This window comes from Methylobacterium sp. TK31 (assembly GCF_055361545.1).
In genome coordinates this window covers 2771742-2789604 of sequence record NZ_CM143964.1, presented here as the reverse complement: position 1 = coordinate 2789604, position 17863 = coordinate 2771742, and the positions used below count along the sequence as shown (strand labels likewise).

Genomic DNA, 17863 nt, shown 5'->3' with positions numbered 1-17863 from the left:
TTCGGGCGATCGGCCTGACAACGCAACTGGGCCGTCTCCAAGTCGAAATCGCGCCGTCACACGCCGTACCCTTGGGACACCGGAAACGCTAAGTGCCGAGATGGGTGTGACGTCGCGCGTCGGATTTCAGCAGGAGGCGATCGCCACCAACCCCGTAGCGGAGCGCGGCCTCGGCCGGCATCTAGGCCTGTCGGGACGCCTGTTCCTGCTCACCGTGGCCTTCGTCGCGCTGATCGAGGTGCTGATCTACGTGCCCACGGTGGCGAACTACCGGCGCATGTGGCTGTCGGACCGGATCGCGGCCGCCCAGGTCGCCGCCCTCGTCCTCGATGCGGCCCCCGACCAGCAGGTCTCGGAAGGCCTGTCCCAGCGCCTGCTCGCCGGTGCCGGGGCCCGCGCCATCGCGGTGCGCGGCAACGGCACCCGCCGGCTGCTCGCCAACGAGACCGTGCCCGATACGATCTCCGACACCATCGACCTGCGCTCGGAGCACTGGGTCCGGTCGATCCGCGGCGTCGCCCGCACGCTGCTCATCGAATCCAACGCCCCGATCCGCGTGGTCGGGCACGGCCGCGACGGCTTCGACCTCGTCGAGATCCTGATGGACCCGGCCCCCTTGCGGGAAGCGGTGGTGGATTTCTCGATCCGCCTCGCGCTCTCATCCATGGCCCTCGCGGCTGCGGTGGCCGGCCTGATCTTCTTCGTTCTGCAGCGGGCGATCGTGCGGCCCGTCCGGCGGCTCGTCGAGAATATCACGGAGTTCGCAGACGATCCGGAGGCGATCGACGGCGTGATCGTGCCCTCGCGCCGCACCGACGAGATCGGCCATGCCGAGATCGCCCTGGCGCGGATGGAGACCGCGCTGGCGAGCGAGCTGCGCGAGAAGCGGCGCCTGGCCGGCCTCGGCCTCTCGGTGAGCAAGATCAACCACGAGCTGCGCAACCTGCTGACGACGGCCCAGCTCCTCAGCGACCGCCTCGACGGCGTCGCCGACCCCGTGGCCCAGCGGGTGGCGCCGCGCCTCGTCGCGACCCTCGATCGCGCCATCCGGTTCTGCGAGGAGACCCTGGCCTATGGCCGCGCGACCGAGCGCAACCCGAACCGGCGCCTCGTGCAGATCGCCCCGATCGTCGCTGAGCAGGCGGATCTCGCCGGACGCGGGCGCGATTCGAAGATCGTGATCCGGGAGATCTGTCCGAGCGAGCTCCGGATCTTCGTCGATCCCGACCAGTTCTCGCGGGCGCTGGCCAACATCGTCCGGAACGCGGTGCAGGCGCTGAGCCCGCAGGGCACCGGCCACGAGCCGCCGACGCAGGAAAATCCCGAGATCACCATCCGGGCCCGGCGCCAGGGCCAGCCCGGCGCGGGCGAGACCACGATCTTCGTGGTCGATAACGGCCCGGGCCTGCCCCCGCGTGCCCGCGAGCACCTGTTCTCGCCCTTCAAGGGCTCGTCGCGCTCGGGCGGCACCGGCCTCGGCCTCGCCATCGCGTCGGAACTGATCCAGCTGAACGGCGGGCGCCTCAGCCTCGACGACACCGCCGTCGGAACCTGCTTCCGCATCGTGATTCCCGATCCGGTGGGGTGAGGGACGGCGGGTTCTCGACGTCCTGGCGACGCGTGGACGGGATCGGATGCCCGCTGGGCGGGCCGGTGGTTCTCAACCGACGGAACGCTGGCACGCTACGTGCTGAAGTTGTGGTGGTTCGGTCCGCTCTCGTGAGGGTCCACGTTCATGTCTGACGCAATCTCGATGACGACGCCCACGAGCCTGCGCCCCTTCATCCCCGCGCTGGACTTCGACGCCTCCCGACGCTTCTACGAAGGTTTGGGCTTCTCAATGGTGTTCACGGATGGCCGGGTGGCCGTCATGCAATCCGGGCCGGTCGGATTCATCCTCCAGAACTTCTACGACACATCGCTCGCCGAAAACCTGATGCTTCAACTGACGGTCGACGATGCCGATACCTGGTGGTCCGCCCATCAGCCGGAACACCTCGCCCAGGCCTTCGCGCTTCGCGATCCGAAGCCGCCCGCCATGCAGCCCTGGGGGCGCAAGGTGGGCTACATCACCGATCCGGCGGGCGTCCTGTGGCACATCGCCGAGGCATGAAACGGGGCTACTCCGCCGCCGCCAGGGTCAGGCCCGGGACGGCGATGCCGAGGTCGCGCAGCAGTTCGGCATCGGAATCGGTCTCGTTGTTGGCCGTGGTCAGCAGGCGCTCGCCGTAGAAGATCGAGTTGGCCCCGGCGAGGAAGCACAGGATCTGCGCCTCGCGGGTCAGGCCCTTGCGGCCGGCGCTGAGGCGGACCCGGGCACGCGGCATCACGATGCGGGCGGTGGCGCACATGCGCACGAGGTCGAGGGGATCGACCGCCGGCCGGTCCTCCAGCGGCGTGCCCTCCACCGCCACCAGGGCGTTGATCGGCACGCTCTCGGGGTGCGGCGCGTGGTTGGCCAGCACCTGGAGCATGCTGGCCCGGTCCTTCACGCCCTCGCCCATGCCGACGATGCCGCCGCAGCAGACGCCGATGCCGGCGTCGCGCACGTTCTGCAGCGTGGTCAGCCGGTCCTCGTAGGTGCGGGTGGAGATGATGTCGCCGTAGAAATCCGGGCCGGTGTCGAGGTTGTGGTTGTAGGAGGTCAGCCCGGCCTCGGCGAGGCGCTCGGCCTGCGAGGGCGAGAGCATGCCGAGGGTGACGCAGGCCTCCATGCCGAGGCCGCGCACGCCGCGCACCATCGCCAGCACCGCGTCGAATTCCGGTCCGTCCTTGGGCTGGCGCCAGGCCGCGCCCATGCAGAACCGGTGGGCACCGTTGGCCTTGGCTGCGGCCGCCTCGCGCAGCACGGCGTCGACCGGCATCAGCCGCTCGCGGGCCATGCCGGTGCCCTTGTGGTGGGCCGATTGCGGGCAATAGGCACAATCCTCGGGGCAGCCGCCGGTCTTGATCGAGAGCAGGGCGGCCCGCTGGATGTCGGCCGGATCGTTGTGGGCGCGGTGGATCTCGGCCGCCCGGAAGACGAGGTCGAGGAGCGGCAGGTCGTGGATCGCCTGAATCTCGGCCACGCTCCAGTCGTGACGGATGGCGGCCGTCGCGGGGGCCGGGCGGGAGGCGAGGGGGGCCAGGGTATCGGTCATGCCCCCCATGAGGCGAATCTCGGGCCGAAAATCAAGCCGGCCCGGGACCCTCAATGCGTCGGCTCGCCCGCCGCCACCTTGGCGGTCCAGTCGTCGAAGGCGATGATCTCCTGGCGCTGCTCGCCGAGGCCGGCGATGCCGAGGGTCATGACGTCGCCGCTGCGCAGGAAGCGCGGAGGCTTGCGCGCCATGCCGACGCCGGGGGGCGTGCCGGTGGTGATGATGTCGCCGGGCTCCAGCATCATGAAGTGCGAGACGTAGGCGACGAGCTGGGCCGCGTCGAAGATCATGGTGGCGGTGGAGCCCGTCTGCATCCGGGTCCCGTTCACGTCGAGCCACATGCCGAGGTTCTTCAGGTCCGGGATCTCGTCGAGGGTGACGAGCCAGGGGCCGAGCGGCCCGAAGGTCGGGCAGCCCTTGCCCTTCGTCCAGGTGCCGCCGCGCTCCATCTGGTACTCGCGCTCGGACACGTCGTTGCAGATGCAGGCGCCGGCCACGTAGGACAGCGCCTCGTTGGCATGGACGTAGGAGGCGCGCGCGCCGATCACGAGGGCGAGTTCCACCTCCCAGTCGGTCTTGGCGGAGCCCTTGGGCAGGATCACCCGGTCGTTCGCGCCGGCGAGGCAGGAGGGCGCCTTGTTGAAGATGATCGGCTCCGGCGGGATGTCGGCGCCGATCTCGGCGGCATGGTCGGTGAAGTTCAAGCCGATGGCGACGAAGTTGCGGGTGCCGCCGACGCAGGGGCCGAGGCGCGTCTCCGCCGGCAGGGCCGGCAGGCTCGCCGGATCGATCCGGCGCAGGCGCTCCAGCGTCTCCCGCGAGAGGAACGGACCGGCGATGTCGCGCACATGGGCCGAGAGATCCCGCAGGACTCCCTGCGAATCGATGAGACCGGGCTTCTCGTCTCCACTCGCGCCGTGGCGTACCAGTTTCATCGTCCCTGCCTCCGCTGACCTGTTCGACGCCTGACATCGATCGGAGCAGGGCGGGCGGCAAGGGGCTTCGGCCATCGCGGCCCGGCGATCCGGCCGCGTGGCCCCCCTGGCGCGGCCGGTTCGCGTGATTTTTGTCACCGAAAGGTCACACCGCCTCCCGGAGATGCGCCGATGGCGCTTTTTCCGGCAGCGCGCTTACTCACGGAGACGAGAGTTTAGATGTGAACCATTCTGCAGGCCCGCACGCCAGGCGGCGCAAATTCCTGCAATATCGCGCTTATACTGATTTGATTTCGAAGATAGACTTGGTTTTTACTTGCTTGACGCAGGATTGCGAAGTTGCGGCAGCCGCGTCATTGTCTCTCCCAAGGTGCAGGGCCGCCCCGATCGGGACGGGACAAGCGTGCATCATCAGCAGGGGTGGGTCTTACGTCATGACGGGCACGAATCGGAGCCGTTCCCTCCGCAGCATCGCGTATGCGGGCGTTTCCGCGGGCATCCTCTGCGCCGGCGTGACCGGCGCCTCGGCCGGCGCCTTCGGTATCCGCGAACAGAGCGCCCAGGCCCAGGGTCTCGCCTGGGCGGGCGCCGCCTCCGGCTCCGGCGGCGTCTCCTCGATGTTCTGGAACCCCGCCACCGTCACCATGCGGCCGGGCTGGGTGACCGAGCAGAACCTGTCGTTCATCAACCTCTCGGCGAAGATCACGCCCGAGGTCGGCACCAACCCGGCCTTCGCCCGCCTCGGCGACAGCGGCGAGCTCGGGCAGGGCGCCGTGGTGCCGGCCGGCGCCACCTCCTACCAGCTCAACGACCGGCTCTGGGTCGGCATCACCTCCGGCGCGCCCTTCGGCCTCGTGACGAAGCCGCGTCAGACCTGGTCGGGCGAACTCTACGGCCGCTCCAGCCGGATCTTCTCCCTGGCCTTCAACCCGGTCATCGGCTTCAAGGTCAACGAGTGGCTCTCGATCGCCGCCGGCCCGAACATCGAGTACTTCAAGCTCGTCCTGCGCCAGGCCTTCATCCCGTCGCCCGTCTTCAACCCGGCCGCGCTGCCGAGCTCCGGCCTGAAGGGCGATTCCTGGGGCGTCGGCTTCACCGCCGGTGCGCTGATCACGCCCTTCGACGGCACCGCCATCGGCGTCGGCTACCGCTCCTCGGTGCACCATGACATCGGCGGCCAGCTGATCCTGCCCGGAGCCCTCTCGGTGCTCGGCGGCGACATCAAGGCCAAGCTCAACACCCCCGAGAAGCTGAGCGTGGGCCTGACCCAGGCGATCACCCCGGTGGCGCGCGTCAATCTCGGCTTCGAGTGGGACAACTGGAGCCGCCTCGGGCTGATCAATATCGTCTCGGCCGGCGCCCGCGCCGCGGCCCCGCCCCTGACCCTGAACTACAAGGACGGCTACACCTACTCGATCGGCGGCGAGTACGACTGGTCGCCCGCCCTCACGGTCCGGGCCGGCGTCGCCTACGAATCCTCGCCGATCGACTTCTCGAACCGCTCCGTGCGCCTGCCCGACGGCGACCGCGTCAACGTCTCGGTCGGCGGAAGCTACCGCTGGAGCGAGAAGCTGACCCTCAACTTCGCCTACTCGCACTTCTTCGTCGACAAGGGCCGCATCCTCGCCGGGCCGGGACGCGACTACAACGTCCAGAACGTGGTCTTCGCCGGCGTGGCCGACAGCAGCGCCGACATCGTCTCGGTGGGCTTCCGCTACGTCTTCGGCGAGCCGGCCGTCGCCGCGCCCCAGCCCCTGGTGCGCAAGTTCTGAAGCCGGCGAGCGTTCAGGCCGGCGGATTTCCGCCGGCCGCGAAGCGCTTCACGTAGAAGATCCGGTCGTGGCCGGGCGGGTAGTCGCTGATCCGCCCGCACTCGGTGAAGCCGAGGCGCGCGTAGAAGCCGGGCGCCTGGAAGGTCCAGGTGTCGAGCCAGATCCCGGACAGGCCGCGCCGGCGCGCCTCCGCCTCGGCGTCCCGCATCAGCCGCCGCCCCAGGCCCTGCCCGCGCGCCGGCCCGAGAGCCAGCAATTCCACGAAGAGCATGCCGTAGCCGTGCCGGCCCCAGAGGCCGCCGACGACGGCGCCGTCCGGGCCCCGCACCGTGAGGGCGAGGAGGCCCCAGTCGCCGCCCGGCGCCTGCGCCTCGTTGTAGGCGACGAGGGGCGCCAGGATCGCCGCCCGCATCGCCGGGTCGGGCTCGGCCTCCAGGCGGATCGTCCAGTCGGGGCTGGGCGTCGCGGCGCTCACGCCTTCATGCGCACGTAGGTGCCGGGCGCCGGTCCGAGCGAGGCGAGACCGCCCTCGCCGGGGACCCGCGCCGGGACGCGGGCGGGCGCCTGGTGCTCCAGCCACCGGAACCAGTAGGGCCACCAGGAGCCCTTGGTCTCGGTGGCGGCCGCGACCCAGTCCTCGAAGCGGCCCTTGGCCGTCCCGCCGGTCCAGAACCCGTATTTCGGCTTGGCCGGCGGGTTCACGACGCCGGCGATGTGGCCCGAGCCGGCCAGCACGTAATCGACCGGGCCGCCGAACTTCGAGGAGCCTTCGAACACCGACAGGGCGGGGGCGATGTGGTCCTCCTTCGTGGCGAGGTTGAAGATCGGGATCTTCACCTTCGCCAGGTCGAGGCGGACGTTGCCGAGGATCATCTTGCCCTGGGCGAGGGTGTTGTTGAGGTAGCAGTTGCGCAGGTAGAACGAGTGGTTGGCCGCCGGCATCCGGGTGGAATCGGCGTTCCAGTACAGGAGGTCGAAGGGCATCGGCGTCTGGCCCTTGACGTAGTTGTTGACCACGTAGGACCAGATCAGGTCGTTGGGGCGCAGCATGTTGAAGGCGGTCGCCATGCCGGTGCCCTCGAGGTAGCCGCGCTTCTGCATCCGCGCCTCGATCAGGCGGATCTGCTCCTCGTCGGCGAAGACCTTCAGGTCGCCCGCATGGGTGAAATCCACCTGCGTGGTGAGGAAGGTGGCGCTCTTGATGCGCTTGTTGCCGGTGGCGGCCTGCATCGCCAGGGTTACGGCCAGCAGGGTGCCGCCGACGCAGTAGCCCGCCGCCGCGACCTCGCTCTCGCCGGTGGCGACCCCGATGGCATCGATCGCGGTCTCGATGCCCTCCCGCATGTAGCTCTCGAAATCCTTGTCGGCGTGGCGCGCATCCGGGTTGACCCAGGAGATGCAGAACACCGTCAGGCCCTGGCCGACCATCCAGGCGATCAGGCTCTTCGAGGGGTTGAGGTCGAGGATGTAGAACTTGTTGATCCAGGGCGGCACGATCAGGAAGGGGCGCTTCAGAACCGTGTCCGTGGTGGGCGCGTACTGGATCAGCTCCATCAGGTCGTTGCGGAACACCACCTCGCCCGGCGTCACCGCGACGTTGACGCCGACCTCGAAGCCGGCGGCGGGATCGGTCTGGCGCACCCGGAGCTGGCCCTTGCCGGCCTCGATGTCCTCGGCGAGCATCTTCATGCCGCGCACGAGGTTGGCGCCGTTCTCCTGGAGGGTGTGCCGGATCAGCTCCGGGTTGGTCATCACGAAGTTGGAGGGCGACAGGGCGCCGGTGATCTGGCGCAGGTAGAATTGCGCCTTGTGCCGGGTATGCTCGTCGATGCCCTCGGCCTCGTCCACCAAGCCTTCGGCCCAGCGCGCGGTGATGAGGTAGCTCTGTTTGATGAAGTCGAAGATCGGATTGGTGGACCATTCCGCGTGGGCGAAGCGGTTGTCCTTCGGCTCGGGCTCGACCACGGGCGGGGCGTTCTCGCCCTGCAGCCGCTGCCAGGTGGAGCCCCACAGGGTGATGAAGGCCTCGCTGAGCTTCGTCTGGGCCTCGACGGTCCGCTTCGGGTCCGCGAGCCAGGTCTCGGCGACGCTGCCGAGGGTGCGGACCACGTCGTTGACCTCCTTGGGCGGCTCCACGGCCTCGACCGGCAGGGCGTCCGGCGTGCCGACCGGCTTCATGTAGCGCGACGCGGCGCGCCCGAATTCCTCGATCAGCAGGCTCGCGTTGCGGGACAGGGCCTCGATGTCGGGCAGCGGTGTCGTCCGTTCGGTCGTCACGCGTGCATCTCTCCCCGAGTGTGGCCCGACCTTTCGCCGTGCGACGCCTGCCGCGCGGCCGAGGGGGCCTCGTTTCCGACAAATTAACGCGCCATCCGCAGGTTCCGCCAGAGCGCACGCCACCAAAACGGCCGACTTCACCCATGTCCCGGCTTCACAACCCCCAGTTTGTCGCGGTCCTGGCGCTCGTCGTCCTGCTCGGCGGATGTTCCGGCGACCTGAATCCGATGCGGATGGCCTACGGCACCGGCGAGGCCGGCCCGCCGCCCAAGGCGCCCGATTTCGTGGCGCAGTCCCGCCGCAGCGGCGACGACTTCATGCCCGTCGGCGTCTCAGCGCCGGCCCGCCCGATCCGCGCCAAGACGCCCGAGGGCACCAAGGCGCTGGAGGACGAGCTCGTCGCCGCCCGCGGCCGCAATGAGGCGCGCGGCCGCTCCGCCGAGAGCGCGGCCCAGGGCGCCAAGCCGTAGGGTCCCGGCGGATCAACGCGCGCGCCATCGCCAGATATCGTTCGGCCTCGCCGCACAAAACTGCTAGAGATTCGCGAAGCGTGCGAATTCTGCGACGGCCCTGCGCAAGGCAATGCCGTCAAAAGACGTCCGGATTCCGCCCGAGGGACCGCCGGACTAGACCACGCCCCGTCTCGGGATGATGACAGCTTCGCGCCGGGTGACGCCCGTCACCCCGCGCCCCAATTTCATTTCGGACATCGTGAAGGCCATGACCGACTTCCACCGCATCAAGCGCCTGCCCCCCTACGTCTTCGAGCAGGTGAACCGGATCAAGGCCCAGGCCCGCGCCAACGGCGCCGACATCATCGACCTCGGCATGGGCAATCCGGATCTCGACGCCCCGAAGCACGTCATCGCCAAGCTGGTGGAGACCGCCGGCCGGCCGCGCACCGACCGCTATTCCGCCTCGAAGGGCATCGCCGGCCTGCGCCGCGCCCAGGCGAACTATTACAAGCGCCGCTTCGGCGTGAGCCTGAACCCCGACACCCAGGTAGTGGCGACGCTCGGCTCGAAGGAGGGCTTCGCCAACATGGCCCAGGCGATCACCGCCCCGGGCGACGTGGTGCTGGTGCCCAACCCGAGCTATCCGATCCACGCCTTCGGCTTCCTGATGGCCGGCGGCGTCATCCGCTCGGTGCCGGCCGAGCCGACGCCCGCCTTCTTCCCCGCGGTCGAGAAGGCGATGCAGCACTCGATCCCGAAGCCGGTGGCGATCGTGGTCTGCTACCCCTCGAACCCCACCGCCTACGTGGCGAGCCTCGACTTCTACCGGGACCTCGTCGCCTTCGCGAAGCGCCACGAGATCATCATCCTGTCGGACCTGGCCTATGCCGAGGTCTATTTCGACGGGGATCCGCCGCCCTCCGTCCTGGAAGTGCCCGGCGCCATCGACTGCACGGTGGAGTTCTCGTCCCTGTCGAAGACCTTCTCGATGGCCGGCTGGCGCATGGGCTTCGCGGTGGGCAACGAGCGCCTGCTCGCCGCGCTCACCCGCGTGAAGTCCTACCTCGATTACGGCGCCTTCACGCCGATCCAGGTCGCCGCCACCGCGGCCTTGAACGGGCCGGAGGACTGCATCGTCGAGATGCGCTCGATCTACCGCAAGCGCCGCGACGCGCTGATCGAATCCTTCGGCAAGACCGGCTGGAAGATCCCGACGCCCTCCGCCTCGATGTTCGCCTGGGTTCCGATCCCGGAGAAGTACCAGGCGCTGGGGAGCCTCGAATTCTCGAAGCTGCTGCTGGAGAAATCGGACGTCGCGGTGGCGCCCGGCATCGGCTTCGGCGAGCACGGCGACAATTACGTCCGCATCGCCCTCGTCGAGAACGAGCAGCGCATCCGGCAGGCGGCGCGCAACGTCCGGCGCTTCTTCGAGACCGCCGATAAGACGCTGCACAACGTGGTGCCGCTGACCGAGGCCCCCCTGTCGAAGGCCGGCTGAGACCGTCCCGGCCGGATGTTGCGGCCGGGAGACAGGCGCCCGCAAAGCTTGGCGAAACGCACCGTTGTGCTTGTCACGGCGGTGCGAGGTCAGCAGGGTCGAACGCGGCCGCATCGGGAATTCTTCGCGCGGTCGTTTCGCCGAGGCCCGAGGTTCGTATGCGTCGCCTGACCCTTGCCGTCGCCCTGGTGCTGAGCGCCTCCGCCGGAGCCTGCGCTCCGAAGCCGATCGTCGCTCGCGACCCGGTTCCGGCGCCCGAGCCGACCCTCGGCTACGAGTGCAATTCGCGCCCGACCGTGCTGAACGGCTTCTATTCCACCTGCGAGCCCATGCTGCAGGAGCGTTCGGTGGTGCTTCGCGCCAAGGGCTGACGCCACCGGATCGTGTCGCGGGGCCGGGCCGATGCCCGGCCTTTCTCGTTTCGGGCGCCCACTCACAGGGATTTTCCCACAGGGAGCCGCCGAATGTCGGGGCGGCGCGACCGAACGGACACGGACAACGCCGTCCGGTTGGGGCATGATGGCGCCGGGCGCGTCCCTCCCGGCTTCAGGTCGCCCGCCGGCTCTTCCACGTGGTGCTGATGATGCGAACCCTCGTTGCTGCTGGCCTGATCGGTCTCGGGTTCACCGTCGCCGCGCCCGCGCAGACCCTCTTCCTGGGAGCCCAGGGGCCCGTCGTCCTGCCGACGAGCCCGAGCAGCGGCCGGCCGATCCCGGACGTGCCGAACGCCATTCCGGTGCCGAGCGTGATGAACGGCGGCGGTTTCGGCCTGACCGGCACGGATTACTTCAGCGACGGCCTCAGTGAAGGCCCGCTGAACCAGCGCCATCGCCCGCGCGAGTACGTGCTGGCACCGGCCCGCATCGGCCCGCAGGACTACGTTCGCCCCGCGTTGCGCTAGCGCCCGGTCGATCGGGCGCGCGGCCAGGATTCAGCCCGCGCCGGAACGGCTGCCCCGCCGCCACTCCCACGATCCTTAGGTGCGGCACCGGCAAGCCGGCATCCACCGGGACGCCCGGACCAGTGGGCGCGGCTTCGTGCCGTCGATCTCCGTCACTCCGGATGCTCTTTTGGAGAGCACGCGACGCACTCGCGGTTTCGGTCGCGCCGTTTACACCATCCGGCCGGCCCGGTATCACCCGCTCCCACACCCCATACAGACGAGCCCGAAACACCAGATGCGCGCCGAGATCGAACAACTCTCGGATGCCGCCAAGCAGTCGATCGGACTGCTGAGGAGGCATCTTTGACTGGGATACCGTCGAGAAACGCCTCGCGGAGCTGAACGCGGCTTCCGAGAACCCCGAACTCTGGAACGACGCCGAGGCGGCCCAGAAGGTCATGCGCGAGCGCACCCAGCTCGATGACGCCGTGACCGCGATCAGGAAGCTGAGCCAGGACCTCGAGGACGCCCATACGCTGATCGAGCTCGGCGAGATGGAGGGCGACGAGGCCACCATCCAGGAAGGCGAGGCCGGCGTCCGCGCCGTCGAGAAGGAGGCCGCGCGCCGCCAGATCGAGACCCTGCTCTCCGGCGAGGCCGACGGCTTCGACACCTATCTTGAAGTCCATTCGGGCGCCGGCGGCACCGAGAGCCAGGACTGGGCCAACATGCTCCAGCGCATGTACGCCCGCTGGGCCGAGCGCCGGAAGTACAAGGTCGAGATCGTCGAGTGGTCGGACGGCGACGAGGCCGGGATCAAGGGCGCCACGCTCCTGATCAAGGGCCACAACGCCTATGGCTGGCTCAAGACCGAGTCCGGCGTGCACCGGCTCGTGCGCATCTCGCCCTACGATTCGAGCGCGCGGCGCCACACCAGCTTCGCCAGCGTCTGGGTCTATCCGGTGATCGACGACCGGATCGAGATCGAGATCAAGGAATCGGACTGCCGCATCGACACCTACCGGTCGTCGGGCGCCGGCGGCCAGCACGTCAACACCACCGATTCGGCGGTGCGCATCACGCACATTCCGACCGGCATCGTGGTGGCGTGCCAGCAGGAGCGGTCGCAGCACAAGAACCGGGCCACCGCCTGGAACATGCTGCGTGCCCGCATGTACGAGGCCGAGCTGAAGAAGCGCGAGGAGAAGGCGAACGCCGAGGCCGCCGCGAAGACCGATATCGGCTGGGGCCACCAGATCCGCAGCTACGTGCTGCAGCCCTACCAGCTCGTGAAGGACCTGCGCACCGGCACCCAGTCCACCGATCCGGACGCGGTGCTGGACGGCTCCCTCGATCCGTTCATGGAAGCCTCGCTCGCCCAGCGTGTCTATGGCGGGGCGGACGTGGTCGAGGACATCGAGTAGGGGGCGCTTCCCCGGATCCCGGGCATCGCCGCGCCGCTCGCCTCGCGATCAGAGCGCGTCGGCCGCCCTCAGGAACCGAACCGGATCGACGGGCTCGCCGTCGATCCGGGTCTCGTAGTGCAGGTGGCTTCCGGTCGAGCGTCCGGTGGAGCCGACCCGGCCGACGATCGTGCCGGGCTCGACCCATTGGCCGGCCACCACGTCGAAGGCCGAGAGGTGGGCGTAGCGGGTGACGAGCCCGTGTCCGTGGTCGACCTCGACCATGTTGCCGTAGCCGCCGTTGTAATCCGCCGCCGTGACCCGTCCCGCCGCCGTGGCGCGGGCCGGCTCGCCGGTCTCCGCCCGCATGTCCATCCCGGTATGCATGGCGTAGCCGCGGGTGAAGGGATCGAGGCGGGCGCCGAAATTGCTCGACAGGCTGATCTCGCCGGAGAGCGGACGGCGTACCGGCAGTCCCGCGGTGACCCGGCGCAGATGCGCCTCGTCGGCGAGGGAGCGCTGCACGTCCGCCAGCGACAGTCCGAAGGCGTCCCCATTCAGGGGCACCAGGGGGCCGCCGATGCCGGCGGGACGCTCGCGCTCGAAGCGGGCAGGGTCGAGGCCGAGCCGCGCGACGAGGCTGCGCAGGCGCTGGGCCTGCCGGCCGGCCCGCAGGCCGAGATTGGTCAGCACGCGCGACTGCGCTTCGGCGAGCCCGTCGAGGCGCTGCTCGAGGGCCGCGACCCGGCCCTCCACCGCGCGGGCGGATTGCCGCCCGGGGACGGCCTCGGCCTCGGTGCGCAGCTGCAGGGCGTCGGGGGTCGGGAAAGGCTTGCCGCCGGGCACGGGTCGCGGCGCGGGCTCGGGGATCTCGGCGGACGGGGGCGGCAGCGATGCCGCGCCGGTGTCGCCCGCGAGATTCGCGAGCACGGCCTGGCGCGCTTCCATCGCGGCTTGGCGCCGGGCGAGCTCGGCCATGCGCTGGGCGATCCCGTCGCGCGCCGCCGCCTGCTCCATCGTCACCCGGTCGAGCTGAAGGCGCAGCGCGCCGATCCGCTCCTCGTAGCCGTACTGGATCGCGCTCTGCTGCGAGACGAAGCGGGCGAGCACCTCGTCGTGGAAGACGAGGTAGTACGTCGCCCCGCCGGCCCAGGCGACCGCGAGGGCCAGCGCTCCGGTGAGGAGGCGCGACCGAAGCGCTGAGCCCGGGGCGGCGGAGACGACGCGGGTCGCCTTCGAGGAGGTCTTCCGAGAGGACGATGGCATGGGACGCGTGACCTGATCCACCGCGTCACCCTGCCCGGATCAGGGTTAACGAACCGCCAAGGCGGCGCACCCACGATTCATCATGCGGAGCGATCCGTCAGGCGAGCGCGCGCGCCGCCGCCAGCACCTCCTCGGCGTGGCCCGGCACCTTCACCTTCGGCCAGATCCGGGCGATGCGGCCCGTCCGGTCGATCAGCATCGTGGTGCGCTCGACGCCCATGTACTTGCGGCCGTACATGCTCTTCTCGACCCAGACGCCGTAGGCCTCCAGCATCGCCTTGCTCTCGTCGGAGGCGAGCGGGAAGGTGAGGGCGTACTTGGCGCGGAACTTGTCGTGGCTCTTCACCGAGTCCGGCGAGACCCCGATCACGATGGTGTCAGCGGCCGCGAAGTCGGGGCCGAGGGCGTTGAAGCCCTGCGCCTCCAGGGTACAACCGCTCGTGTCGTCCTTGGGGTAGAAGTACAGGACCGCCTTGCGGCCCTTCAGTGCTCCGAGGCTGATCGTCTCGTCGCCGGCGCCCGCCAGCGTGAAGTCGGGCGCCTGATCTCCGGTATCGAGGGGCATCATGCCTTCCTTTCGGCCGATTGATGGTGTGCCTCTGGCGTTGCACCGCGACGGGGTCCGAGGCCCCGGCGCCGCAGGGCCCGAGAACGCAGAAGACCCGCGGTAGAAGACTCGCGAAAGCTGAAACCCGTAGGACAGCCGCTCGATAGCCCGAGGGGACGTTCCGATCCAGCGGCACAAGGATTGATGGACCAGGAAACGGCCACAGGTTTGCGACCCGCGCGGCGCGCCGCCCGGCGGCGGCCGCTGCTCTGGATCGTGGCCGCCCTGGTGATCGGCCTGGTGATCGCCGTCGGGGGCCTGATCGGCCGCCTGTCCATGGGGCCGCTGCGCATCGACGGCATGTCGGAGCGGGTCGCCTCGGCCATCGCCGGCAGCATCGGCCCCGGCTGGCGCGTGAACCTCAGCGACAGCGCCCTCGAACTCGATTCCGAGCAATCCCTCGCGCTCCGGGTGGCGGGGCTCGACATCCACAATCCCGAGGGCGCCCTGGTGGTCCGGGCGCCCCTCGCGGTGGTCAGCCTCGACACCTGGAGCCTGCTGCGCCTCGCGGTGCAGCCGCGCGCCATCGAATTCCGCGACCTGCAGATGACCGCCCTGGTCCACCGCAACGGCAGCATCGCCTTCGCGGCCTCGGACAGTAGCAGTCAGGCCGGGGCGGTGGTGCCCCATACCCTGCCCAGCGTCGACGCCGCGGCGGGACACGTCTCGCCGATCTCCGCCAGCGTCGCCTCGATCTTCGGCGTCGTCCTCGATTCCGCCGGGGTCATCGGCGCCCTCGACCGGGCCCGGATCACCAACGGGCGCCTCACGCTGATCGACGACGACGCCCGCCAGCGCGCTGTCTTCGAGCACGTCAACGGCCTGTTCCGGCGCGACGCCGTGCGCGATGCCCGGGTGTTCGAACTGCGCATCGACGGACCGCACGGGGAATGGCGCTTCGGCGGCGACCTGCACGAGGCCGGCGGCACCAAGCGCACCGGCATCATCACCCTCGACGACCTGCCGATCACCGACCTGCTGCTCCTGTCCGGGCAGTCGAAGCTGCCGGTGGAGACCGACCTCAAGCTCTCGGCCAAGGCCGACGTGGCGATCGATGCCGGGCGCATCGAGACGATGACGGCCGAGATCCGTACCGGCGGCGGCAACGTCCTCATCGAGGAGAAGGACTTCAACCCCGTCACCATCGACAGCCTCGCGGCCGCGGTGAGCTGGGACGAGGCGGGCCGGGCCATGAAGCTCGACGCCCTCGACTATCGCGGCGCCGGCAATGCCGTGCATCTCACCGGCGCCTGGACCGCCGCGCCGCCGGGCGCCGAATCCGCCTGGACCCTCGAACTGGCGGGCAAGGGCGCGGTGCTGCGCGGGGCCAATCCCGCCGACAAGCCGGTGACCCTCGACACGGTCTCGACCCACCTCACCGGCAAGGCCGGCGGCGTGGTCATCGACGACTTCTCCGTCCGGGCCGGCGCGGCCAACGGCCGGATCACCGGGACCATCGGGACCGCGGCCGACGACGACGGGCTAACCCTGCACATCGTGGCCGCCGACACCGACGGGCGCATGGCCCTGCGCCTGTGGCCGGAGCACGTGGCGCCGCCGGCGCGCAACTACCTCGTCGACAACCTGCGCGGCGGCAAGGTGAACGCGGTCGACATCACCGTCGACATGAGCGGCACCGAACTGGCCGCCGCCACCCGCGGCGAGCCGATGCCCGACAACGCGGTGCACATCGACTTCTCCGTCTCCGATGCGAGCCTCCTGGTCACGTCCGACGCCCCGCCGCTCACCCGCGGCCGCGTGACCGGCACGATCACCGGACTGACGACGACGATCCGCAACGTCACCGCCGACCTGCGGATGCCGGACAGCCGCACCCTGTCGATCTCCGACGGCTCCTTCGTCATCCCGAAGATCACACCCGACACCGTGGTGGCGCAGATCGGCCTGCGGCTCGGAGGCGGCGCCGACGCGCTGGTCTCGCTGCTGCAGACGAAGATGTTCAAGAGCCTGACCGGGGTCGACCTCGATCCGGCGACCGTCAAGGGCAGCGCCGACCTGCGCATCGATTTCCCCCTCAACCTCAAGCACATCCCCGACCTGCCGGACCTGCCGGTGACGATGACGGGGACGCTGGCCGACATCGCCGTCGACAAGGCCTTCGGCAAGGAGCGCCTGGAGGCGGGCCGCTTCACGGTCTCCTACGACCGGGGCGCCTTCGCCCTGAAGGGCGACGGCAAGGTGATGGGCTCCGCACTCACCGTCGACCTGCGCCAGCCGAAGGCCGGAGCGCCCGGCGAGATCAACGTGGCGCTCGCCCTCGACGAGGCCCTGCGCGCCCGCAAGGGCCTGCCGGTGGCACCGCTCCTCTCCGGCACGATCCCGGTGCGGATCAACGTCCCGATCGGGCGGCCGAATGCCGGCAAGCCGCCGATCCGCGTCGAGGCCGACCTCGCCCGCGCCGGCAGCGACGGATTGCTGCCGGGCTTCACCAAGGCGGTCGGCAAGGCCGGCCGGGCGAGCTTCACGATGCAGGAGACCGCGGGCGGCGGCATGGAATTGCGGGACCTCGCGGTCGAGGCCGCGCCCCTGCTGGCGCGGGGCAGCGCGACGCTGAACGGGGAGGGTGGCTTCGAGCGGGCGGACCTGGCGAGCTTCAAGCTCTCGCCCGGCGACGACATGCGCCTCCAGGCCGAGCGCAACGGCAACGGCTACCGCGTGACCGTGAAGGGCGCCGTCGCCGATGCGCGCCCCTTCCTGCGCAACCTCGCCGGGGCCGACGCCAAGGGCGGCCGCGACGCCGCTCCGAAGGATATCGATGCCGACCTCAGCGTCGGCATTCTCACGGGCTTCAACGGGGAATCGCTGACCAACGCCACCGTCAAGCTCGCCTTGCGCGGCCGCGACATCCGCAGCGGGCGCATCCAGGGCAAGTTCACCAGCGCGCCGTTCTCCGCGCAGGTGACCCATACCGACCGGGGCGGGCCGGGCCTGACCATCGAGACCCTGGATGCCGGCTCGACCCTGCGCTTCGCCGACATCTACAAGCGGATGTACGGCGGCAAGCTGATCATGACGAGCGGCTTGAACGACGGGCCGCAGCCGGGCTCCGTGCAGATCCGCAACTTCATCCTGCGCAACGAGCCGGCCCTGTCGAGCATCATGGCGCAGGGGCCGGCGACCAGCGAGGTCACGGATGCGCGCGGCCGGAAATACATCGTCCAGAACGCCGGCAACGACGTGGAATTCGACCGCCTGCGGGCGATCTTCACCCGCACCGGCAGCCGCATCGACATCAGCGACGCGGCGATCTCGAACCCCGCCATGGGCTTCACAATGACGGGCTTCCTCGATACGGCCAAGGAACGCACCGATATCAACGGCACCTTCGTGCCCCTCTACGGCCTGAACAACGTCGTCTCCCAGCTGCCGATTCTCGGCCAGCTCCTCGGCGGCGGCCGCAACGAGGGGCTGTTCGCCCTGAACTTCCGCGTGTCCGGCCGCCTCGCCAAGCCGGACGTGAGCGTGAACCCGCTCTCGGCCCTCGCCCCCGGCATCCTGCGCAAGCTCTTCAGCGCCGGCGGCGGCAATGACGGGCTCGCCGCCGGCACGCCGATGAACGAGACCGAGCGCTGACGTCCACCGCCCTCGGCCTCGTCTGCTCACCCG

Annotated in this window: 15 protein-coding genes; 9 read left to right on the top strand and 6 right to left on the bottom strand. The window is 69.9% G+C overall.

The window, feature by feature from the left end; translation table 11 throughout:
- Positions 1–100 precede the first annotated feature (100 nt).
- Both ACXJY8_RS12935 and ACXJY8_RS12930 read left to right on the top strand, forming a co-directional pair.
- On the top strand, positions 101–1588 hold the full coding sequence (locus tag ACXJY8_RS12935; RefSeq protein WP_463769473.1) for a sensor histidine kinase: 1488 nt from the start codon (positions 101–103) through the stop codon (positions 1586–1588).
- Between the two features lie 165 nt (positions 1589–1753).
- Positions 1754–2113, top strand: coding sequence for a VOC family protein (locus ACXJY8_RS12930; RefSeq protein WP_463769471.1), 360 nt, complete (start codon positions 1754–1756; stop codon positions 2111–2113).
- A gap of 7 nt (positions 2114–2120) precedes the next feature.
- Here the strand turns inward: ACXJY8_RS12930 and bioB are convergent, their stop codons facing one another.
- Entirely contained in the window at positions 2121–3140 is a 1020-nt protein-coding gene (gene bioB, locus ACXJY8_RS12925) for a biotin synthase BioB (RefSeq protein ID WP_463780605.1), read from the bottom strand.
- Positions 3141–3190: 50 nt separating this feature from the next.
- On the bottom strand, positions 3191–4075 hold the full coding sequence (locus ACXJY8_RS12920) for a fumarylacetoacetate hydrolase family protein (protein ID WP_463769469.1): 885 nt from the start codon (positions 4073–4075) through the stop codon (positions 3191–3193).
- 434 nt (positions 4076–4509) lie between these two features.
- On the opposite strand from ACXJY8_RS12920, the gene ACXJY8_RS12915 reads away from it, so the two are divergent.
- Positions 4510–5847: an OmpP1/FadL family transporter gene (locus ACXJY8_RS12915; protein WP_463769467.1), complete on the top strand. Its 1338-nt coding sequence runs from the start codon at positions 4510–4512 to the stop codon at positions 5845–5847.
- 13 nt (positions 5848–5860) lie between these two features.
- On the opposite strand, the gene ACXJY8_RS12910 is transcribed toward ACXJY8_RS12915, so the two are convergent.
- Positions 5861–6322, bottom strand: a complete 462-nt coding sequence (locus ACXJY8_RS12910; RefSeq protein WP_463769464.1) for a GNAT family N-acetyltransferase — start codon at positions 6320–6322, stop codon at positions 5861–5863.
- Positions 6319–8124 (bottom strand): PHA/PHB synthase family protein, encoded by a 1806-nt coding sequence (locus ACXJY8_RS12905; protein ID WP_463769462.1) that lies wholly within the window; start codon positions 8122–8124, stop codon positions 6319–6321. Before ACXJY8_RS12905 ends, ACXJY8_RS12910 begins: the two co-directional genes overlap by 4 nt.
- Before the next feature lie 143 nt (positions 8125–8267).
- On the opposite strand from ACXJY8_RS12905, the gene ACXJY8_RS12900 reads away from it, so the two are divergent.
- The 5 genes from ACXJY8_RS12900 to prfB all read left to right on the top strand — a co-directional run bounded on the left by ACXJY8_RS12900 (position 8268) and on the right by prfB (position 12384).
- Positions 8268–8594, top strand: a complete 327-nt coding sequence (locus ACXJY8_RS12900; protein ID WP_463769460.1) for a hypothetical protein — start codon at positions 8268–8270, stop codon at positions 8592–8594.
- Positions 8595–8844: 250 nt separating this feature from the next.
- Positions 8845–10077: an LL-diaminopimelate aminotransferase gene (locus ACXJY8_RS12895; protein WP_463780603.1), complete on the top strand. Its 1233-nt coding sequence runs from the start codon at positions 8845–8847 to the stop codon at positions 10075–10077.
- A 158-nt stretch (positions 10078–10235) separates the two neighbouring features.
- Entirely contained in the window at positions 10236–10448 is a 213-nt protein-coding gene (locus tag ACXJY8_RS12890; protein ID WP_463769458.1) for a hypothetical protein, read from the top strand.
- 209 nt (positions 10449–10657) lie between these two features.
- Entirely contained in the window at positions 10658–10978 is a 321-nt protein-coding gene (locus tag ACXJY8_RS12885) for a hypothetical protein (protein ID WP_463769456.1), read from the top strand.
- Positions 10979–11255: 277 nt separating this feature from the next.
- Positions 11256–12384 (top strand): peptide chain release factor 2 gene (prfB, locus tag ACXJY8_RS12880; RefSeq protein ID WP_463769454.1). Its coding sequence is split into 2 segments (ribosomal slippage): positions 11256–11324 and positions 11326–12384, totalling 1128 coding nucleotides; the frame shifts between segments, so codons are not numbered across the junction.
- Between the two features lie 48 nt (positions 12385–12432).
- Here the strand turns inward: prfB and ACXJY8_RS12875 are convergent.
- Complete coding sequence (locus ACXJY8_RS12875; RefSeq protein ID WP_463769452.1) at positions 12433–13629, bottom strand: M23 family metallopeptidase; 1197 nt, start codon at positions 13627–13629, stop codon at positions 12433–12435.
- Between the two features lie 97 nt (positions 13630–13726).
- Complete coding sequence (locus ACXJY8_RS12870) at positions 13727–14194, bottom strand: peroxiredoxin (protein WP_463780600.1); 468 nt, start codon at positions 14192–14194, stop codon at positions 13727–13729.
- A 186-nt stretch (positions 14195–14380) separates the two neighbouring features.
- Between ACXJY8_RS12870 and ACXJY8_RS12865 the strand changes: the two genes are divergently transcribed.
- Positions 14381–17830, top strand: a complete 3450-nt coding sequence (locus tag ACXJY8_RS12865) for a hypothetical protein (RefSeq protein ID WP_463769449.1) — start codon at positions 14381–14383, stop codon at positions 17828–17830.
- The last annotated feature ends 33 nt before the right edge of the window (positions 17831–17863 follow it).